This window comes from Piscinibacter sp. PDB1-1, from assembly GCF_056675995.1.
Map to the genome: position 1 here is coordinate 1,391,064 of NZ_JBWVZJ010000001.1, position 21,090 is coordinate 1,412,153.

Annotated in this window: 16 protein-coding genes and 1 tRNA gene; 7 read left to right on the plus strand and 10 right to left on the minus strand. The window is 66.8% G+C overall.

The annotated features are described in order from the left end of the window. Positions 1–130: 130 nt before the first annotated feature. Both AC1KAR_RS06335 and AC1KAR_RS06340 read left to right on the plus strand, forming a co-directional pair. Complete coding sequence (locus AC1KAR_RS06335) at positions 131–1,045, plus strand: hypothetical protein (protein ID WP_480315637.1); 915 nt, start codon at positions 131–133, stop codon at positions 1,043–1,045. A gap of 269 nt (positions 1,046–1,314) precedes the next feature. Then, positions 1,315–2,220, plus strand: coding sequence for a serine hydrolase (locus AC1KAR_RS06340; RefSeq protein WP_480315639.1), 906 nt, complete (start codon positions 1,315–1,317; stop codon positions 2,218–2,220). 36 nt (positions 2,221–2,256) lie between these two features. Here the strand turns inward: AC1KAR_RS06340 and AC1KAR_RS06345 are convergent, their stop codons facing one another. The 7 genes from AC1KAR_RS06345 to hrcA form a co-directional block, all read right to left on the minus strand. Continuing rightward, entirely contained in the window at positions 2,257–3,066 is an 810-nt protein-coding gene (locus tag AC1KAR_RS06345) for a hypothetical protein (protein ID WP_480315641.1), read from the minus strand. 27 nt (positions 3,067–3,093) lie between these two features. After that, positions 3,094–4,362, minus strand: coding sequence for a serine hydrolase (locus AC1KAR_RS06350; protein WP_480315643.1), 1,269 nt, complete (start codon positions 4,360–4,362; stop codon positions 3,094–3,096). Continuing rightward, positions 4,359–7,334: a PEP/pyruvate-binding domain-containing protein gene (locus AC1KAR_RS06355; protein ID WP_480315645.1), complete on the minus strand. Its 2,976-nt coding sequence runs from the start codon at positions 7,332–7,334 to the stop codon at positions 4,359–4,361. Before AC1KAR_RS06355 ends, AC1KAR_RS06350 begins: the two co-directional genes overlap by 4 nt. A 46-nt stretch (positions 7,335–7,380) precedes the next feature. Next, a complete protein-coding gene (locus tag AC1KAR_RS06360; protein WP_480315647.1) occupies positions 7,381–8,736 on the minus strand; it encodes an NTP/NDP exchange transporter in 1,356 nt (451 codons plus the stop codon). A 117-nt stretch (positions 8,737–8,853) separates the two neighbouring features. Beyond that, positions 8,854–9,717, minus strand: a complete 864-nt coding sequence (locus AC1KAR_RS06365; protein ID WP_480315649.1) for an amidohydrolase family protein — start codon at positions 9,715–9,717, stop codon at positions 8,854–8,856. 58 nt (positions 9,718–9,775) lie between these two features. Continuing rightward, a tRNA-Ile gene (locus AC1KAR_RS06370) sits at positions 9,776–9,852 on the minus strand. 32 nt (positions 9,853–9,884) lie between these two features. Next, complete coding sequence (gene hrcA, locus AC1KAR_RS06375) at positions 9,885–10,901, minus strand: heat-inducible transcriptional repressor HrcA (RefSeq protein WP_480315651.1); 1,017 nt, start codon at positions 10,899–10,901, stop codon at positions 9,885–9,887. A gap of 70 nt (positions 10,902–10,971) precedes the next feature. On the opposite strand from hrcA, the gene AC1KAR_RS06380 reads away from it, so the two are divergent. From AC1KAR_RS06380 to AC1KAR_RS06395, 4 genes are read left to right on the plus strand one after another with little or no spacing between them, the layout of a single operon-like run. Continuing rightward, on the plus strand, positions 10,972–11,850 hold the full coding sequence (locus tag AC1KAR_RS06380) for an NAD kinase (RefSeq protein WP_480315653.1): 879 nt from the start codon (positions 10,972–10,974) through the stop codon (positions 11,848–11,850). Positions 11,851–11,902: 52 nt separating this feature from the next. Next, the gene (gene recN, locus AC1KAR_RS06385) at positions 11,903–13,603 is read left to right on the plus strand and encodes a DNA repair protein RecN (protein ID WP_480315655.1); all 1,701 of its coding nucleotides are present in this window, start codon (positions 11,903–11,905) and stop codon (positions 13,601–13,603) included. 14 nt (positions 13,604–13,617) lie between these two features. Further along, positions 13,618–14,589, plus strand: coding sequence for an RNase adapter RapZ (gene rapZ, locus AC1KAR_RS06390; protein WP_480315657.1), 972 nt, complete (start codon positions 13,618–13,620; stop codon positions 14,587–14,589). Then, positions 14,576–15,193, plus strand: a complete 618-nt coding sequence (locus AC1KAR_RS06395; RefSeq protein ID WP_480315659.1) for an LON peptidase substrate-binding domain-containing protein — start codon at positions 14,576–14,578, stop codon at positions 15,191–15,193. Before rapZ ends, AC1KAR_RS06395 begins: the two co-directional genes overlap by 14 nt. A 32-nt stretch (positions 15,194–15,225) precedes the next feature. Here AC1KAR_RS06395 and mutY read toward each other — a convergent pair whose 3' ends face one another. From mutY to mutM, 3 genes are all read right to left on the minus strand, one after another. Further along, a complete protein-coding gene (gene mutY / locus AC1KAR_RS06400; RefSeq protein ID WP_480317785.1) occupies positions 15,226–16,293 on the minus strand; it encodes an A/G-specific adenine glycosylase in 1,068 nt (355 codons plus the stop codon). Next, the gene (locus tag AC1KAR_RS06405; protein WP_480315661.1) at positions 16,290–18,272 is read right to left on the minus strand and encodes a dynamin family protein; all 1,983 of its coding nucleotides are present in this window, start codon (positions 18,270–18,272) and stop codon (positions 16,290–16,292) included. The genes mutY and AC1KAR_RS06405 overlap by 4 nt, the downstream gene beginning before the upstream one ends. Before the next feature lie 136 nt (positions 18,273–18,408). Beyond that, positions 18,409–19,224: a bifunctional DNA-formamidopyrimidine glycosylase/DNA-(apurinic or apyrimidinic site) lyase gene (gene mutM, locus AC1KAR_RS06410; RefSeq protein WP_480315663.1), complete on the minus strand. Its 816-nt coding sequence runs from the start codon at positions 19,222–19,224 to the stop codon at positions 18,409–18,411. Positions 19,225–19,294: 70 nt separating this feature from the next. Between mutM and AC1KAR_RS06415 the strand changes: the two genes are divergently transcribed. Next, a complete protein-coding gene (locus AC1KAR_RS06415; RefSeq protein WP_480315665.1) occupies positions 19,295–21,085 on the plus strand; it encodes a tetratricopeptide repeat protein in 1,791 nt (596 codons plus the stop codon). The last annotated feature ends 5 nt before the right edge of the window (positions 21,086–21,090 follow it).

Consider the following 21,090-nt stretch of genomic DNA (forward strand, 5'->3'; position numbering starts at 1 on the left):
TATTGGTATTGAGAATGCGAAGCACGGAGCCTAGCAGCGGCCGGAAATCACGCCCGACGATGAAGAAAGTGGGAACCGAGTCGCGCTCACCCGCTCAAACCCCGCTCTTCAGCAGTACCGGGAGACTCGCTTGGCCTACGACGTGCAAGTTTTGCCAGATCGCTCGCAGCACAAGCGGCGCCTCCAATCGATGCTCATCACCGGCCTGGTGGCAGCTGCCCTGGTCACCGCCGCGGCGAGCACGGCGCACGCCAAGGCCGAGCCCGCGCAAGAGCTCCGAGACCGCCACAGCCAGCTTGCCGCCCAGATCGAGCGCAGCCCCTTCCAGCGTCCCCTGGTGGTGCAAAGCAGTGATTCGGGCAACGCGCTGAGCGGCAGCGTCGATGCCGTGATGCCGCAACCTTATGCGCTTGCCCGCGAGCACCTGCAGCAACCGGCCGCGCTGTGCGAAATCCTCATGCTGCAGGTGAACACAAAGCAGTGCGTGGTCAACGGGCAAGAGCTCGTGCTGCACATCGGCCGCAAGAACGACCAGCCGGTCGAAGATGCCTACCGCGTGTCCTTCACGATGCAGCCGCAGGCGAGCAGCGGCGACTACATGAGCATGCGCCTGGGTGCCGACGCCGGCCCGTTCTCGACGCGCGATTTCCGCATCCAGCTCCAGGCGATCCCGCTCGACGGCGGCAAGCGCACCTACCTGCACCTGGGCTACTCGTACGGCATCGGCACCGCCGCCAAGCTGGCCATGCAAGGCTACTTCGCCACGGCAGGTGCCAGCAAGGTCGGCTTCACGCGCACCGAGGGCGACGACTACATCGGCGGCATGCGCGGTGCGGTCGAACGCAACACCATGCGCTACTACCTCGCGATCGAGGCCTACCTCGCGTCGCTCGCCGCCCCGCCGGCCCAGCAGCGAGCCAACCGGCTGGATCGCTGGTTCGCCGCCACCGAGCAGTACGCACGCCAGTTGCACGAGGTCGACCGGGCCGAATACCTGGCGATGAAGCAGCGCGAGTTCAAGCGCATGACGACGGCCTCGGGCTGACGGTCAACACCCGGCAACAGCACCGCAGCCGAACTGCCCCTGCCCGCGCCTGCGCTCCACACCGGCGCGCGCGCCGCGCGGCGCGATCAAGTGCAATGTCCCGAGTCATTGAGGGCCTTTCAGAACCAACCCACAAGCTGCCAAATCTTCGGCATTTCACGACGTAACTAGTGGCCCCAGTCCACCCGTCGGAAAAGGCCGCTCGATAAAATTCGCCCGCTATTCAACCCTGCCTGCCGAGGCGGCTTCGAGCCCGGCGCCATCTGCACATGACCCCATCGTTCTTCGCCCCGCGCCGCTGGGCCGCTGTCGCCGCACTCCTCCTCTGTTCGCTGGGTGCGAAGGCGCAAGCCCTCCCCGACCTGCGCCAGGCTGGCGACCCCGCCCTGCAAAAGGGCCTGGAGCAAGTGATCGGTGAACTCGGCCTGAACCAGGAAGTCGCACGCGGCAACCTCGCTGTGAGCCTGGTCGATGTGACAGAAGCGCAGCACCCGCGCATGGCCATGCTCAACGGCGACGAGATGCTCTACGCCGCAAGCCTGCCCAAGATCGCCATCCTGCTCGGCACCTTCGTCGAAGCCGAGCGCGGCCGCATCACGCTCGATGACAAGCACATCGACACCCTCACCCGCATGATCCGCGTCTCGAGCAACGAGGCCGCGAGCGAGGCGCTGCGCTGGGTCGGCGGGCAGCGTCTGATCGAGATCCTCGAGTCGCCACGCTTCCGCCTGTACGACGCGCGCGGCAAGGGTGGGCTGTGGGTCGGCAAGTCGTACGGCCCCGATGCGGCCTATCAGCGCGACCCGGTGCGCAACCTCTCGCACGGCGCCACGGCCTTCCAGGTGGCGCGCTTCTATCAGATGCTCGAAGCCAATGCGCTCGTGAGCGCCGATCTGTCGGCCAAGATGAAAAGCATCATGTCGAACCCCGGCATCGTCCACAAGTTCGTGAAGGGCCTCTCGGGCATCCCCGGCCTCGCGATCTTCCGCAAGTCGGGCAGCTGGCGCGACACCCACGCCGACAGCGCGCTGGTCGAGGCCAACGGCCGCAAATACATCATGGTCGGCCTCGCGCACAGCGATCAAGGCGGCGACTGGCTGGTGCGCCTCGCACCGAAGCTGCATCAGTTGGTGATGGCGAACGCGCCGGCGACCACCCAGGTGTCGATGCGTTGAGCGTGTACCGCGTCGATTGACGCGCCCCCGGGGCGGTCAGCGCTCCGGGCCGGCAGGGCTGTCGGCATCTGAACCGCGCACAGCCCCACCTGCCGAAGCATCGCGCGCCCCTGCCACGCTGGCGCCACCCGCACCGACGCCCAGGCCCAGCCCTATTCCTGCGGTACCAACTGCGGTCCCACCGGCGCCCCCACCGCCGCCACCGCGGGCACCACCAGGACTCGAGTCCGCACCACCGCGGCCGCCCCCTCCAGCCGAGCCAGGCCGCAGCGGGCCTTGCGCCGGGATGTCGACCGTGCCTGGAATCTCGTCAAGGTCGAGCACGTCCCGGATGAAGGTTCGCAGCGACACCACCAGCGGTGCGAGGTGCACGCGCCTCCCGGCCACCATCTCGCGCGCCGCGTGCGCCGCAAGGCCCACCTGCTCTTCGGTGCCCAGAAGGATCACGTCGGACAGCGCTGCCTCGACCGCATCGCGCACACGCCGGCGGCGATCGGACCCCAGGCCTTGCGGTCGCAGGGCTTCATCTTCCTCTCGCAACTCGCTCGCGTCCGACGCAGTGGCGCGGGTGTCGCCCTGCGCCACGTCGGGCGTCTCCAACGATCGCAGCTCGCGGAGGTGCCGGGGATCGACCGAGAGGTCGCCCGTGAACGAGCTGCCGAGCGTTTTGTACGCCGCGATCAGGGTCTTCAGTCGTTCGTTGATCTGGCGGTTCTGGCGCTCGCGCCGCTGCTGCACCCGCTGCATCACGAGCAGGCGGATACCGACGGCCACCAGCGACACGACCGCGATGCCGAACAGCGTCGACACGATGGCCTGCCAGGAACTGAAATCAAGCCCGCGCATGGCGTCTCAGCTTAGGGCAACTGCGATCTACTTGCCCGGCGTGCCGCCCATCAACTGATGGATCCGCGCCGCCAGGGCCTGGTGGTCGGCCGCCGAGTTCTTGCCGAGCACGTTGGAGATCAGCGTGACCATGTAGTACCGATCGAGCCGACCAGCCGGCGACTCGACGATGGCGATCGAGTTCATGTAGTTCTTGACGTTGCCGCGATACTGCCCGCACGCACCCTTGCTGTAGTCGCACTGGTATAGCGAGCCCGACTTGAAGTACACCGCCGAATCGTTGAGCGACGGCGCCGAGGCGTAGCGGATGCGCCGCTCGGTCACGTAGAGCAATCGCTTGATCTCGCGGCTGGACCATTCGTCGACCAGCCGGCCCTGCTCCACGCGCAACAGGTAGCGCATCAGCTCGCTCGCGGTGCCGTAGCTGTCGCCGCCGCCGGGCACGATGGATTTGCCGCCAGCGGTAAAGAAGCTCCCCTGGCGCAGGCGCTCGATGCTCAGGCCGTTGCGGGTGACAGGCTCGAAGAACGTGGTCTCGAACAACTTGGTGAGATCGGCCTTGGGCGTCTCCTTGAAGAATCGCTTGATCTCTTCCTCAGCTGGCGGGTAGGCACGGCCGTACTGGCGCAGCAGCATCGCCTCGCGCATCACCATGCCGGCAGCCGAGTTGGAGCTGGGCGAGAGCATCCAGTCGACATACTCGAACAGCGACGCCTTGTCGCCGACCTGGATGGCGCGACGCGTGAGCTTGCCGGTCTTCATGTCGTACATGCGCACGGTGTGGTGGTCGTGCTGCGAGAACGCATCGGCAGTCACCGTGGTCGTCATGAGCACACGGCGGCGCGCCTCGATGTCGTTCGGGTACAGGTCGGCCAGCGCCTGGAAGAGCGCCAGCACCACCGCCACCTTGCCGACACTGCCCACGTTCTGCTTGTAGTCGCCGCGCAGTTCGGCGTAGCGCGGTTGCTCGGGGTTGGCCAGGTCGAGCACGCCCACGGCGTAGCCGTCCATGGTGCCGCCGAGGAGGGCCTGCACCTTCTTGCTGAACTCCGCGTCGGGCGCCGGCAGGTCCCAGGTCTTGCCGACCAGACGCAGGTCGACGTCCTTGAGCGCGAGCGTGGCGCCAGCCGGTTGCTTCACGTCCTTGAACTTGCCTTCATTGGCCAAGCGCAGCTCTTCGAGCCGACGAATGCCCGTGGACTCGTAGCCGTCGAGCGGATAGGCATGCACTGCCGTCGCTGCGCACAGAGAGAGCAGTGCCGAGGTGATCGTGCGAGCGAGAAACGTGTGGCTCATTTCGCAGGCTCCTGCAGGTTGATTCGTTGCTTGCGGCCTTCGGCAAGGGCGCGGTCCATGTCGATGAGGTGCTGGTTGCCGCGCGCTTTCTGGCTCTCGTTGAAGGGCCGGATCTGCAGCAGCCACAACTTGCCGCCGACGAAGGCGAACTCGACATCAGCCGCGGCCAGCCCACCGTTTGCATCGTGCTGCGGGAACTGCTTGGGGATCTCGCGTGCAAATGCGATGAGCTCGCGGATCTCGGCTTCGGTGAGCACACGGTCGGCACCCGACGCAGGCATGAGGGCCACGCCGCCCTTGGCCTGCGGCACCATGCGCGTGGGTGCGGTGGCGCGCGCCATCAGGGTCGTCTGGCCGGTGGACATGCGCACGCGCAGCGATTCGGCCGCCTGGCCGTCGACCGCGCCGCTCACGCCCTCGTTGATGGCCACCGAGAGCACGTCGCGGTCGCCGGTGTCGACGTCTTGCGTGATCATCACGCCCGACTTCTCGGACGGCACGGTCTGCATCAGCAGCACCGCCGGGTACACATGCTCGGGGCCGCGCATGTGGGCCTGCCGCCAGGCCCACGCGCGAGGCGTGTAGGGCGAGGCCCACACCGAGGCCAGCGCCTTCATCAGGTTGTCGAAACCCACCACGTTGGGCAGCGTGAGGTTGAGGCCGGCGCCGGTGAAGCCGGGCAGGTCTTCGACGTTGGTGTCGGAGCGCACGAATACGCCGCCCTTGAAGTCGGCGCCGAACTCCTTGGCCATGGCCGCACGCAGCTTCTCGCGGAACTGCGGGCCCGGGTCGGTGGTCATGATGGTGTTGTAGATCTCGGCGCGCAGCTTCTCGGAGGCCTGAGCCGACTCGGGCGAGCCGGCGGGCAGGGCCTCGAGCGAACGAAAGCTCGCCACCATCCACTCATAGAAGGTCTTGCCGGTGTTCTTGTAGGGCCGGTCCATCACCACCTCGCGGTACAGACCGAAGGGGATGCCGACGCCACCGACCACATGGCCGGGGAAGCGAGTCTTGAGTTCACCCACCTTGGCGGCCTTGGGCCCGACGATGCGGCCCGAGTCGTCGGCGCGCAGTTGATCCAGCGTGACGAAATCGCGCCGCGAGAGATCGAGCTTCTTCAGATCGGCCTCGAAGCTCACGTTGGCCGTGGCGGCCGATGCACCGCTGCCGAATACCTTCGACCACGCGGGGCCGTCATCGGCAATCTCGACCAGGCCCGATGCGCTCACCGCGAGCACGATGGGCTTGCCTTCACGCGACTGCAGCGTGGGCAACACCGACTCGTCGATCGACACGTTGGGGATGCCCAGATTGCGCGCCAGCAATTGCACGTGCGAGAGCGGGTTGCCCGCGCCGGTGGTGAGGATGCCGCCAACCGGCGTGAGTTCGGCCACCGTTTCAGGCAGCACATAGATGTTGCTTGCACGGAAGGTGTCGAGCCGCTTCATGTCGGGCCTGGTGACGAGCACGCCGCGGGCGAGGCCGGGATTGAGTGCATGCAGGCCCACGCCGGCGGGCTGGCCAAACACCTTGTGCTGCACGCCGGCCGCGCGGTCGGCGTCGCGGCTCAGGATGTCGAGCACCTGGCTGTACAGCAGCAGCGAGCTGCCACGCAACTGGTCTTGCACGAAGAGATCGGCCTTGGGCTCGATGTCATCGAGCTTCTCCATGGCCTGCCCGAAGTAGAAGCGCAACCCTTGCGTGGCCCAGCCGGGCACGAGGCCGAGGTAGCGCAGGCGATCGAGGTAGTTGCCGAGCACCTGGTTGTCGTCTGACAGCTCCTTGAGCGCCGCGTTGGCGCTGCTCACCTCGCGATCGGCCAGCAGGCCGGCGCCGTAGGCCGAGTCGATCGCTGCGCCCAAGAGCTGCAGGTTCGCGCGTCGGCTCGCCTTGGGCACATCGGCCAGCAGCTTGGTGCCCAGCCGGAAGTTCTCGGCCTCGGCCGCGAGCGACAGGTCGATCACCGCCAGGCGGGTCGAGCCTGTCTTGACGCTGGGCAACACCGCGCGCAATTTGCTCATGAGCTGCGCACTGACGGCGTAGCGTTGCGCGTCGGTGCCTGCCTGGCCCCAGGTGCGGCTCGCGTCGTCGAGCAGGGTCTTGAGGGCTCCTTCCTTGCGGTTGGTGGCCGTGCGCGAGGTGCTGGCGATCTGGTCGCCCAGGGGCTGCGGGCTGTAGACCTTCTCGATCTCGGCGGCAAGCGCTGCGTAGCCTTGGCGCAGGTTCCCATCCGAGACGCGCTCCGCGTAGCTGCGCACACGCTGCGCATCCGAAAGCTCGGGCGTGTTGTGGATCTTGGCGCGCAAGTTCTGGAAGCCGTTGTCGCGCCCGGCCATGGTGGCGGCCATCTGACGCACCTTCTGCATCGACGACTCGTCGGTGCCGTGCGGCAGCGTGCGTGCCGAGATGCGCAGCAGCGGGTAGCGCACACCCACCCAGTCAGCGCGGCCGGCCAGGGCGGTGAGCAACTCGCGCGCGGCCTTGCGTTCGTCTTCTTCCTGCACCGCACCGCGGTAGAACTGCGCGCGGCGGAAGATCCAGCCGTCGTCTGAAGCAATCAGGAACTTCTCGATCAGCAACTGCGCCTGGCTGTCTGGCGCATCGGGCGCCGCAGCGGCCTGGGCGGCCGCCTTGGCCGCGTCACCCGACGCCAGGATGTTGGCGACCTTGTACCCATGCGCGCGAAGCTCCTTGGTGCGAGCGTTCCACTCGCCGTGCTGGATGCCGCCGCCGCGCTTGGCGCAGGCGTACTCGGTGGGTGGCCACGTGGTGCCGTCCTTGCAGTACCAGCGGATCGACTCGAAGGGCCCGCGGTCGCTGTGCTTCATCTCCTCGACCCAGGCTCGGTAGGTGGCGGCAGACCCCGAAGCGCTGTGCCCCTTCTCCTGCGCCTGCGCCCGCGCCTGCACCGCCATGCCGCTCGCAAAGCAGGCCGCAGCCAGCCAGGGGAGCGCGTGGAAACGACGAACCATCTTCATCCTCCTTGGAACAACCCGATCGCGCCTGTGCGCGGCGTGCTCAGACCGCCGGCTGTGCCGGCGCAAGCTGCTGGAACCTGCGCCCCACCCACCAGGCCAGCAACAGCCAGATGGTGACGAGCGCCATGTTGATCATCGCGAACTGCGATACCCCGAGCGACAACCACACCGCGCCGGCGTACACCGTACCGGCAGACAGCAGATCACCGATGCGCACGAAGAAGGTGTCGATCGTGGCCTTGGCCTTGTACTTCTCGTCGCGCGTGGTGGGCAGGTAGAGCATGTGGCCGGCCGTGTTCTGCAACGAGTAGTCGATCGAGTTCTCGACCGTCTTCACCCAGCGCACCGCCGCCAGCACGGGCAGCAAAGCCGCCATGAGATAACTGCCGAAGGCCATCACCGGCAGCACGCAGATCGCCCAGCGCACGCCGATGTACTTGATGAGACGCGACACCACGAACAGCTGCAGCAGCATGCCGATCAGGTTGACGAGCTGGAAGTACTGGGCGTAGAAGCCGCCGATGAACTCGCCCTGCAGGCGGGCATCGAGCGTGCCGGCGGCGATCTGCTCTTGCGCCGTCTCGCGCACGATGCGCCCGAGGATGTACTCGCCCGACGCGTTCACCCAGTTCAGGAACAGAATCACCATCGCAATGCCCAGCAGATAGCGGTTGCCGAACACCACGGCAAACGGGCTGCGCCCACCAATCTTGGCAGCGGCCTCGGCAGCATCCAACGGCTGGTTGGCCGCGCCGCGCTTGCGGGCGAGCTGGTCGATGAGATTGAACAGCACGAGGCTCGCCGCCAGCACCGCCGAGCCGATCAGCATCAGCGGGCGCACGCCGACCGCATGGATGAGCGAGCCCGAGATGAAGGCGCCGAACACCGCGCCGACCGACGCGCCGAAGGCAATCAGCGCAAACAGGCGCTTGCCCGACTCGGTGGTGTAGAGGTCGTTGCAGAAGGCCCAGAACTGGGCGATGACCATCAGGCTGAAGATGCCCAGCCACAAGAAGAACGCCAGCGCCACGTTGGCGCCCTGGCCGCTGAGTACATAGAAGCCGATCGGGCACGCCACGAAAAACAACGTGACCACATTGATGAGGGTGCGGCGGTTCATGTGCTTGGCGAGCGCCCCGTAGAGCGGCACGATCACCACCAGCAAGGCCGCCTGCGCCGCCATCGCGTAGCTCTTGACCTCGGCCCCGTGCGGCAACGCGAGGATGAGCGCCTCGCGCACCGGCTTCATCACGTAGTAGGCCGAAAGAATCAGGAACACATTGAGCGCCAGCAGCACAACCTGCAGGCCTTCGCCCTCGCGCACGTCGGCAAACAGGCGGAGAAAGCGTTCGAGCGGGCTGCGAGGAGGTTGCGGCGGCGGAGCAGAGGGCGACATCGGGCGGGCAAGGAAAATGCCCAACGGCGAAGGGCTCCGCGCCGACTGTACGGGGCATCCTGCCCCCGCTGCAAGCGCGTGCAATGTCGGCGCGCACAGCGCGCGAGCCTGGGCGGCTCAGGGTGCAGCCGGCAACCCGAACAGCGCGGCGCCGTTGTCCCAGGCAATGCGGCGCGCGGCGGCGGGTGGCAGATCACCCAGCCAGACTCGGGCTTCGCGCATCAGGCTTTCGTAGTCGCCCCAGCGGCTGTTGGTCCAGGTGTCCGACCCGACGAGAAAGCGCTCGGACCGCTCCATCAGCAGGGCTCGCCACGCCGGGCTCAGGCGACCGTCTTCGACTGTCAAGCCCGGCCGGTACGAGAGCTCGCCATACAGATCCGGATGCTTGGACATCAGCGCCCGGACGCGCTCGACCGGCACGCCACCGATGCCAGTGTGCGCCCAGATCATCGTGACCTTCGGCGCATGGGCGTAGAGCTTCTCGACCGCCACGTCATCCACATGCGCCAACACCACGAGCTTGCGCTCCTGCGCGAGTTGCATCAGTCGCCTGGCGGTCGGGCCATCGGCGTGCGCACTGTCATACAGGTGAAACTCGCCCAGCCCCCGATACGGCCCCGCCTCGGTGCCAGCCGCCAGTTCGCGCATCACCATCTCGACGATGCTCGGATCGGTGGGCCAGCCGGTGTAGTCGGCCCGGTCTCGGTAAAGGCGCACGAAGGGCACCACCGTCACACCGGCCTTCTTCGTTGCATCGCCTGCCGCGGCAAGCGCCTTCGTGCCGTCATTCGGCCGGCTGTTCGCCACGATCGCACGCACGCCACTGCGCTGCATGCGGCCGAGCACATCGGCCAGCGGGTACGGCGTGGCGGCCTCGACGTTGTAGTGCAGGTGCGCGTCGAACAAAGGGCCGGTGTAGGGCGCGCCTCGTGAAGATTGCGCCCCTGCAGGGCCGACTCCACAACCCAGCGCGAGCACCATACACGCTGCAAGAACCCGCCGACGCGTCGTCACCATGCCTGCGCCCCAAGAGATGTGCTGGTAGGCCGTGTTGGACTTGAACCAACGACCAAAGGATTATGAGTCCTCTGCTCTAACCAACTGAGCTAACGGCCCGAAGGGGTTGGATTGTAGGGAGCGGGCGGGCGCTACTTCACGCTCAACGCATTGCTGACGAGGCGCGAGGTGATGTCGACGATCTGGATCATGCGGTCGTAGGCCATGCGCGTGGGCCCGATCACGCCCAGCGTGCCGACGACCTGGCCGTTCACTTCATACGGGGCCGACACGACCGACAGCTCTTCGAAGGGCACGACCATGCTCTCGCCGCCGATGTAGATGCGCACGCCTTCGGCACGGCTGCTCACGTCGAGCAGGCGCATGAGTTGCGTCTTCTGCTCGAAGAGGTCGAACAGCTTGCGCAGGCTGCTCATGTCGCTCGAGAAATCACGCACGGTGAGCAGGTTGCGCTCGCCTGAGATCACGACCTGCTCTTCTTCGGCCACCGCATCGGCGCCAGCCTGCACGGCCGCCTGCATCAGCGTGGCGATCTCGCCGCGCAAGGTATCGACCTCGTTCTTCAGGCGCTCGCGCACCTCGTCGAGGGTGAGGCCGGCGTACTGCACGGTGAGGTAATTGCTGGCTTCAACGAGTTGACTCTGGGTGTAGTCCTGCGCTGTGAGGATGACGCGGTTCTGCACGTCGCCATCGGGCGTGACGAGGATCACCAGGATGCGCCGTTCGGACAGGCGCAGGAACTCGATATGGTGAAACACGCCCACCTTGCGCGGAGCCGTGACCACGCCGACGAAGCTGGAGAGGCTGGACAGCAGTTGTGCCGCGTTGGCGATCACGCGCTGGGGCTGATCGGGCTGCAGTTGCGTCTCGATTGGTCGGTGGGCCGTGCTCAGGTCGAGCGGCTGCGCCGTGAGCATGGTGTCGACGAAGAGCCGGTAGCCGCGCGCCGTGGGGATGCGCCCGGCGCTGGTGTGGGGGCTGGCGATGAGGCCGAGCTCTTCGAGATCGGCCATCACGTTGCGGATGGTGGCGGGCGAAAGATCGAGCCCGGACGCGCGCGAAAGCGTGCGCGAACCGACGGGTTGGCCGTCGGCGATGTAGCGCTCCACGAGCGCTTTGAGCAGGGTTCTGGCGCGGTCGTCCAACATGGTTTTCATTGTAGGCCGCAGGGGCGTCCTGACCCCGTTCGTTCACAGTCGCTGTGGTGTAATCCGCCGCATGCCTTCACGCTTTCGACACGCTGCTCTCGTTGGCAAGTACCAGGCCCGAGGCATCCGCGGGGTGCTCGAAGAGGTCGCACATTTTCTGGTTCGACAAGGCATGGAGGTCTCGCTCGAACGCGAGACTGCGCTGAATACCGGCATCTCTGATTTCCACTGGCTGAGCACCACCGAACTCGGCAAGAACTGCGACATGGCGGTGGTCGTCGGTGGCGACGGCACCATGCTCGGATTTGCTCGCCAGCTCGCGCGCTTCAACCTGCCGATGGTGGGTATCAACCAGGGCCGCCTGGGCTTCATCACCGATGTGCCGATTGGCGAACACGCGGAGGCGCTGGCGCCGATCATTCACGGTGACTACGAAGAAGAACACCGCACCATGCTCGAAGGCAATGTGCTGCGTGACGATCAGAAGATCTTCGACGGCTTTGCCCTGAACGACGTGGTGGTGAGCCGCAATGCGACGGCGAGCATGATCGAGGTGAAGGTCGACATCGGTTCCGAGTTCGTGGCCAATGTGCGCGCCGACGGCGTGATCATCGCCTCGCCCACCGGCTCGACGGCCTATGCCTTGTCGGCAGGCGGGCCGATCCTGCACCCGGGCATCGGCGGCTGGTTGCTGGTGCCCATTGCGCCGCATGATCTGTCCAACCGCCCCATCGTGCTGCCCGATCACCTGGAGATCACGCTCGAAGTGGTGACGGGCCGCGACGCGAGCGTCAACTTCGACATGCAGAGCCTGGCGAGCCTGTTGCCGGGCGACCGCATCGTGATCCGCCGCTCGGGGCACCAGGTTCGGTTCCTGCACCCACGCGGCTGGAGCTACTACGCCACCTTGCGGCGCAAATTGCACTGGAATTCTGGAGTGACCGGGTGATGTCGCCCACATCGTTTCATGCATTCCCCACGAGGGGGTGGAGGCCGCAGACATGCTGAGGCGCCTGGGGCTGCGCGATTTCGTGATCGTGACTGCACTTGAAGTCGAACTCGCCACGGGCTTCTCGGTGCTGACGGGCGAGACGGGTGCCGGCAAGTCCATCCTGATCGACGCGTTGCAGCTTGCGCTCGGCAGCCGGGGCGATGCCGGCGTGGTGCGAGAAGGCGCCGCGCGGGCAGAGATCACGGCCGAGTTCGACACACCGTCGAGCCTCGTTCAGTGGCTCGACGAGGCCGGATTCGAACCCGCCGACACCCTGCTGCTGCGCCGCGTGATCGATGCGCAAGGCAAGAGCCGGGCATGGGTGAACGGCAGCGCAGCGACTGTCACGCAGTTGCGCGAGGCGGCCGATCACCTGGTCGACATCCATGGCCAGCACGCATGGCAGAGCTTGACCCGCGCCGCTTCGGTGCGCGGGCTGCTCGATGCCTACGCCGGCGTCGACACGTCCCCTGTGTCCGCCGCATTCAGCCAGTGGAAGGCCGCTGGCGACTTGCTGAGCCAGGCACGCACGCAGCAGGCCGGTCTGGAGCGTGAACGCGAGCGCCTGGCCTGGCAGGTGGGCGAGGTCGACAAGTTGGCACCTGCCGCCGGCGAGTGGGACGAACTCAACGCGACGCACCAGCGCCTGGCAAACGCCCAGTCCTTGATGGACGCCGCACGTAGCGCGCTCGATGCCGTCAGCGACGCCGACGAAAGTGCCGACGCGCTGACCGCCCGCGCGGTCGACGTGCTGCAGGACGTCGCCGACATCGACCCGCGTCTGGCTGACGTGGCCGCGGTTCTGCAAAGCGCGCAGACGCAGCTGCAGGACGCGGCGCACACGCTCAACAGCTACCTCAGCCACGCCGAGCTCGACCCCGAGCGCCTGCAGGAGCTCGACGAACGACTGTCCGCGTGGATCGGCCTGGCCAAGCGCTACCGCCACCAACCCGCAGAGCTGCCGGCCCTGCTCGATCAATGGCGCGAGGAGCTGCGCGCGCTCGAAGCGGCGGCCGATCTCGATGGCCTGGAGCGTGCCCTGGCGAGCGCACACGCGGCGTATGCCGCCGAAGCCCGCCGCGTGTCGGCGCAACGCCAGAGTGCCGCGCCCAGGCTCGCGGCGGCCATCACGCAAGCGATGCAGCAACTCGGCATGGCGGGTGGTCGTTTTGACGTGGCCTTGGTCCAACAAGACGCGCCTCAGTCGTTCGGCCTGGAGTCGGCCGAGTTCCTGGTCGCGGGCCACGCGGGCAGCACGCCGCGGCCTTTGGCCAAGGTCGCCTCGGGCGGCGAACTCTCGCGAATCGCGTTGGCCATCGCGGTGACCACGAGCCAGCTCGCACCGGCAGGTGAAGCCGCCGGCACACTGATCTTCGACGAGGTCGATGCCGGCGTCGGCGGCGCGGTCGCCGATACGGTGGGGCGCCTGATGAAACAGCTCGGGCGCGATCGGCAGGTGATGGCCGTCACCCACCTGCCGCAGGTGGCCGCCTGCGCCGACCACCACTTCGTCGTGAGCAAGGCGCTGCGCGACGGCAGCACGCGCAGCGAGGTCAACGCGGTCATTGGTGAAGCGCGTGTGGCAGAAGTCGCACGCATGCTGGGTGGTGAGCGGCAGTCGGGCACCACACTTGCTCATGCACAGGAGCTTTTGTCCGTGGCGGCAGAGGTCACCCCCGCCCCCGCGGGGCGAAACAGCAAGCGCAAGTGAACCCACAGACGACGATGAGCGCATTACCCACCGCGGGCGAAACGCCCTCACTGGACACCTCGCCACCCGCCTCGCCACACGAGGTGGTACTCGTGACCGGCATCTCCGGCTCGGGCAAGTCGGTGGCCTTGCATGCCCTCGAAGATGCCGGGTTCTTCTGCGTGGACAACCTCCCGCCCGAGCTGCTGCGCGACTTTCTGCGCCTCGAGCACGAACGGCTGCAACGCCGCGTGGCCATCGCGGTGGACGTGCGCAGCGCCGGCTCGCTGCCGCATCTGCTCAAGCTGATCGAAGAGTTGCGAGGCGAGGGTGTGGTCATCCGCTCGATCTTTCTCGATTCGAGCACCGAGGCGTTGGTGAGGCGCTTCTCTGAATCGCGCCGGCCGCACCCGCTGACCCAGATCGCCCAGACCACCCGGACCCTGCAGTCGCCCTCGCCTGGGCGCGACGAGGAGCCCGCGGCCAACCACCACGCGCTCAATGACGCGATCGAACTTGAACGCGAACTGCTTGCCGGGCTGCGCGAGGTCTCGACCGTGGTCGACACCAGTTCGCTGCGACCGGCACAACTGCGCATCTGGGTGCGCGATCTCGTTCAGGCCAAGACCCGCGCGCTCACCCTGGTGTTCGAGTCGTTCGCGTTCAAGCATGGCGTGCCGCTCGACGCCGACTATGTGTTCGATGTCCGCGTGCTGCCCAATCCGCACTACATCCGCGAACTTCGCCCCCAAACCGGACGCGACGGCGAAGTGGCGGCCTACCTCCAGGCGCAACCCGAAGTCGGCGAAATGTTGTCGCAGATCGAGGGGTTCTTGCGCCGTTGGCTTCCCGCATTCGAAAACGACCAGCGCAGCTACCTCACCGTGGCCATTGGCTGCACCGGAGGCCAGCACCGCTCGGTCTACTTCGTCGAGACCCTGGCCAAGCGCTTCGCCCACCGCGGCATCACCTTGATCCGCCATCGAGAACTCGATGCCAGAGACTGAATTCCTGTCGATTCCCCTGTTTCCGCTGCAAGCGGTGTTGTTCCCGGGTGGCTTGCTGAACTTGAAGGTGTTCGAGGCACGCTACCTCGACTTGGTCAGCACCTGCCTGCGCGAGGGCACGTCCTTCGGCGTGGTGGCGCTTCGCCAGGGCAGCGAAGTGCGCAAGCCCGGCCAGGCCGTCGCGCTCGAAACCATCGGCACCTTGGCCGAGCTCATCGATGTCGACAGCACTCAGCCCGGCATCCTTCAAGTGCGCTGCCGCGGCACGGAGCGCTTCGAGACGCAATCACTCGAACAGCAAAGCGATGGCTTGTGGCTCGCCCAGGCCAAGCGGCTCGAAGGCGACGATAGTGTGGCGCCCGATGCCGCCCTGCTCGACACCGTGCGCGGGCTCGCCAACGCCATCGCCACGCTCAAGCAGCAGGGCTCGGAGCCATTCCTCAAGCCGTTCACCTTCGAGAGGGCCGGCTGGGTCGCCAACCGCTGGTGCGAGATCCTGCCGATCTCGGTGGCAGCCAAGCAGAAGCTGATGGAGTTGCCAGACCCGCAGGTGCGGCTTCAACTGGTGGATGAGTTCCTGCGCTCGAAGGGCGTGGTCAAGTAGCCCAACAAGGTAGCGCGGCCCGCTCGCGCGAATCAGCTCGCCTGGGCCTGCGTCAGCAACTTGCGCAGCGGCGCGGGCAGCCCCATCGCCAAGGCCTCGTCGAGCCCGAACCAGGCACCGACTGGCAGCGTGCCGGTGATGGCCGCGAGTGATTTCTTCGAGGTGCGCGCAGGCAGGGTCCAGCGCAGCGGGTGCAAGGCCCAGTCGAGATGCGTGAGCACGTGGGTGAAGCTCGGCAGCACGGAGCCCTCGCCCGGCCAGGCTGCGCATGCGGCTTCGAGCGCTTGCGGGCTCTCGAACTCGGGCAGGCTCCACAGACCGGCCCACACACCGGTGTCCGGGCGCTGGCACAGCCAGAGTTGATCATCGTGCATGAGCCACAGCCACGCGTTCGCACGCGCGCCGCGCTTGATCTTGCGGGTCTTGACCGGGTAGTTCTCTTGCGTGCCAGCGCGGCGCGCGGCGCAATGCGGGTGAACCGGGCACAGCAGGCACTGCGGAGAGCGCGCCAGGCACACCGTGGCCCCCAGGTCCATCAGCCCTTGCGTGTAGGCCTCGATGTCTTCGTGGGGCAGCAGTTCGGTGGCGCGCTCCCACAAGTCGCGCTCATGGCGAGCAACGGCCAGGTCACCATCGAACGCGAGAAATCGCGTCAACACGCGCTTCACGTTGCCATCAAGAATCGCCACCCGCTCGCCAAAGCAGAAGGCCGCGATCGCCGCCGCGGTAGACCGGCCAATGCCGGGCAGCGTCTGCAACTGCGCGCTGCTGCGCGGGAACATCCCGCCGTGCAACGCCACCACCGCCTTGGCACAGGCGTGCATGTTGCGCGCGCGGCTGTAGTAGCCCAGACCGCTCCACAGGCTCATCACCTCGTCCTGCGACGCGGCGGCCAGGGCGTTCACGTTCGGGAAGCGATCGAGAAATCGCTGGTAGTAGCCGAGCACGGTGCCAACCTGCGTCTGCTGCAGCATGATCTCCGAGAGCCACACGCGGTACGGGTCGGTCGTGCGCTGCCAGGGCAAGGTGTGGCGGCCATGCTCGCGCTGCCACGCGATCAGGGGCGTGGCGAATCGCGCCGGCTCGGGAGATAGGCTCAGGCTTGTGCCGCGTAAAGCGCGCCGGTCTCGCTCGCGCCGGCGTCATCGGCAGGCGCTTGCGGTTCGAGCCGCGCCTGCTCCTTCACGCGAACGGCCAGTTCGGCGCTGCGTGCGAGCAGGGTTTGCAGTTGGGTGTCTTGTGCTTCGAGCTCGGAGATGCGCTGCTCCAGATCACCCGACGCGGCCTGGATACGCTCCAGCGCCTCGCGCCTGCGGCGGAAGCCACGGCGACGCTCACGCAGTTGTGAATCCACCTGCGACGAAGCCACCTTGTTCCACAGCTCGAGTTCGCTGCTGGCGTTCTCGAACACCACACGCAGCTTGGACACCAGCATGCGCCGGAACTGCTCCATGAACTTGGGCTGCGACAGGCGCAGGGCCTGCGTGAGGCCCAGGTACTGAACGTAGTTGCGCTGAATGAGCTGCAACTCCTGCACGAAGCGCCCCAGCTCAGGCACCTTGCCAACCGCCAGGCTGAACCCGAACTCGGCATTCAACTTGGTGAACGAGGCGTTGAGCATGTCGTGGATCTCTCCGGCGCGCACCTGCGAGACCTCGAGCAGCTCGCGCAGGCGCGAGCACAACGCCAGGAATGCCTTCTTCGCACCCAGATTGAGCAACGAGGCATTCATCGACTTCTGCATCTCGTTGACTTCTTCGCGCAGGCGGTCGCTCGTCAGATCGACGAGCGCGTTCTTCAGCATGCGGCTGTGCACCATGCGCATGGCTTGCAGCCGCGAGGTGCACTGCTCGAACTCGGCGGTCTCGGCGTCGACGCGCTCGAGCATCAGGCGGGTCTTGGCGCTGCTCTTGCCACGCAGGCCACGCAACTCGAGCATCTGCTCGGCCGTCTGGCGGCGGCGGTCGCTCAAGCGGCGTGTCACCTGGGACTCCATGCGCTGCGTGGCGTCGGAGACCATCATCTGCAAGGTGTCGCGGCGTTGCGGCAGCAATTGCGCGCTGAGCGCGGCTTCAAGCGCCGGCAGACGGCTCTCGGCCAGCCCGCGCGAGTCACCATCGATGCGCGCGGCCAAGGCCTGGCGCGCCGACAGCGGGAACACGCGTGCAGCATCGGTGTCGAGCGTGCGCGCCGTGTTCTGGCGCTGCATCTCGATCTGGTCACGCACCTGCTCGGCGGTGGCCAGCGGGTCGAGCAGCGCATCGATCTTGTTGAGCACCACGAAGCTCGCGCCCGAAGGCGAGCCGAGGTGATCGCGCCAGATGGCCATGTCGGACTTGGTCACGCCGGTGTCGGCACCCAGGATGAACACCACAGCATGCGCCGAAGGCAGCAGGCTCAGGGTCAACTCCGGCTCGGCACCGATGGCGTTCAGGCCCGGCGTATCGAGCACCACCAGGCCCTGCTTGAGCAAAGGGTGCGGATAGTTGATGACCGCGTGGCGCCAGGCCGGCACTTCGACCAGCCCTTCGTCATTGATCGGCGGGTTGTCTTCGGGGTGCTCGTCGTCCCAGAAGCCCAGGCCCCTCGCGTCGTCCACGCTCACCCACTCGGTGCGCATGACTTCGCGCAGCGCGTCGGTGAGCTTGTCGGCCGACGACACATCGAGCGGCACGTGCGTCCAGCGCTTGGCCTGGCCACGAAGTTCGGTCAGCGAGAGGCCTTCGAGCCGCGTCGAAATGGGCAGCAGTGCGAGCGCAGGCGCTTCGCCCGCTTCGTAGCCGAGTTCGACCGGGCACATCGTGGTGCGGCCCGGTGTGGCGGGCAGCACACGGCGGCCGGTGTCGGCAAAGAAGATCGCGTTGATGAGTTCGGACTTGCCGCGCGAGAACTCCGCCACGAAGGCCACGATGAGCTTCTCGCCGGAAAGTCGCTTGCGCAGCGTGTCGAGGGATTCCTGGGCGGCGGGGTCGGCAACGTCTTGCTCACCGATGAAACGGCTGTACTCGTCAAGACGCTGCCCGAGCGTTGCGCGCCACTGGGAAAGCTCGTCAAGACTGCTTGCAAAAGAAGAAGCCATGGGTAGATCGCGGCCCAGCAAAATTAGCGTCAGGCATGGTAGCCCGAGAGTTCTTTGCTGCAGCCCAACAGAAACATCTGGACACCGGAGTGACTCTTCCGGTGTGCGCTTTTTGGCTTTATCCAGCGCCTTTTTTTCAGCGTTTCTGGCAGGTCGGGCAGTAAAAAGTAGAGCGCTGCCCCTGGATGAGCCTCCGGATGGGCGTACCGCATACATGGCAAGGCAAACCCTCGCGTCCGTACACCTGCGCCTGCAGCTGGAACTCGCCCGCCATGCCGTGGGCATCGCGAAAGTCGCGCAGGGTCGATCCCCCGAGCGCCAGGGCGCGCGCCAGCGTTTCCCGAACCGCATGCGCCAGCCGCTCGGCGCGCGGGCGGCTCAGCTTGTCGGCGCGCGTGCGGGGGTCGATGCCTGCGGCGAAGAGCGCCTCGCAGGCGTAGATGTTGCCGGCACCCACGACGATGTCACCCGCCAGCAAGGCGAGCTTCACGGCCACGCGCCGGCGCTGCAAGGCAGCGTGCAGGTAGCTGCCCTTGAATGCCGCGTCGAAGGGTTCCACGCCCAGGCCGGCGAGCAGTTTGCTCGCCATGCCTTCGCTCTGGCTGGGCGACCACACCACCGCGCCGAAGCGGCGCGGGTCGGTGAGGCGCAGGGTGCCCTGCGTGGTGACGAGGTCGAAATGGTCGTGGTTGCCGTGCGGCGCGCCGTCTTCCCGGAACGCCAGCGAACCCGACATGCCCAGGTGCATCAGCAGCCCACCGCGGGACAGCGGCAGCCACAGGTACTTGCCGCGTCGCAGCGCATCGCCCACGGTCTGCGCCAGCAGACTGTCGGGATCGCAGCCCAGGGGCCACCGCAGCGGCTTGCCCACGCGCACGCCCGTCACCCGCGCGCCGGCAATACGGTGCGCAAAGCTTTGTCGGGTGACCTCGACCTCGGGAAGTTCTGGCATGCAGGGAATTATCGTGACGATGTCGAGTCGCATCAGCTGACTAGAATCTTTGCAGCACCAGGAGCAGACCATGCGACCCCTTTTCCCGATCCCCCGCGCCACCTTGGCGGCGGCCTGTGCCTTGGTGCTCATGAATGGCGGGGCATGGGCCCAACCCGAGTCGCCCCAGCAGGTCGTGGCCAACTCGAAGCTCGACGCGCCCTTGTTCTACGAGCTGCTGGTCGGCGAGATGGAGTTGCGCTCCGGGCAACCCGGCATTGCCTACCAGGCTCTCCTCGATGCCGCCCGCAAGACGCGCGACGAAGCCCTGTTCCGCCGGGCCACCGACATTGCCCTTCAGCAACGGGCCGGCAACGAAGCGCTGACCGCAGCGCAAGCCTGGCGCGCTGCTCTGCCGCAGTCGATCGAGGCGGTGCGCTATGAATTGCAGATCCTGGTGGCGCTCAACCGATACACCGACGCGGTGGAGCCGGCACGCACGATGCTCACCATGGCGTCGCCCGCAGATCGACCGACGGCAATCGCCTCGCTGCCAAGGCTGTTCGAACGCAACCCCGACAAGGCGCAATCGGCCAAGCTGATCGAGTCGATCCTCGAGCCCTCACTCTCGACGGCCGACACACGCATCGCTGCGCAGGTGGCCATGGGTCGCACATGGTTCGCGGCAAACGATGCCCCTCGCGCCCTCGAACTGGCCAAGAGCGCACACGCGCAGGATCGCGCTGCCGATGCCCCCGCCCTGCTGGCCCTCGAGCTGATGCAGACCACGCCAGAGGCCGAGGCCATCGTCACCGACTACCTGCAGGCCAAGCCCGACACCACGCCGCTGCGCCTGGTCTACGCGCGGGTTTTGAGCAGCGGCCAACGCTATGCCGATGCCGTGCCGCAACTCGAAGCCGTCGTGCGCGGTGAAGGGGCGCCCGCCGCTGCCTGGCTGACGCTCGCGGCCATCCAGCTCGAACTGAAGCACCCCAAGGAGGCCACCACCGTGTTGCAGGACTATCTGCAGCGCGTGCAGGCCGGGACCATCGCCCCCGCCACGCCGGCCGGCCAGCCCGATGACGACGAGAACGCCGACCCCGGCGCCGCCGAAGCGGGCACGACGCAGGCCTACCTTCTGCTCGCGCAGGCGGCCGAACAACAGCGCGATTACGCCGGTGCCGAGGCCTGGCTGTCCAAGGTGACCAACCCGCAGCGCGCGCTGGATGTGCAAGCGCGCCGCGCCTCCTTGCTGGCCAAGCAGGGCAAATTGAAGCAAGGCCGCGAGTTGATCCAACGTGCGCCCGAGCGCTCTGCCGAAGATGCCCGCGCAAAGTTCCTCGCAGAGGCGCAGTTGCTGCGCGACATGAAGCAATGGAGCGACGCCAACGCCGTGCTCGCCAACGCCAACAAGCGCTTCCCTGACGACGCCGACCTGCTCTACGAGCAGGCCATGATGGCCGAGAAGCTCAACAATCTCGACGAGATGGAGCGGCTCCTGCGCCGCACGATCGAACTCAAGCCCGACCACCATCACGCCTACAACGCGCTGGGCTATTCATTGGCCGAGCGCAACCTGCGCCTGCCCGAGGCGCGCGACCTGATCAAGAAGGCACTCGAGCTTTCACCCGGTGAGCCGTACATCACCGACAGCCTGGGCTGGGTCGAGTACCGCATGGGCAATCGCGACGAAGCGCTGCGCCTGCTGCAGCAGGCCTACAAGGCGCGGCCCGATGTCGAGATCGGCGCACACCTCGGTGAAGTGCTGTGGGTGAGCGGCCGGCAAGAAGAGGCACGCCAGATCCTGCGCGACGTGCGCAAGAAGGACGACAGCAACGACGTTCTCAAGGAAACGCTGGCTCGCTTGCGGGTCGATCTGTGAAACTG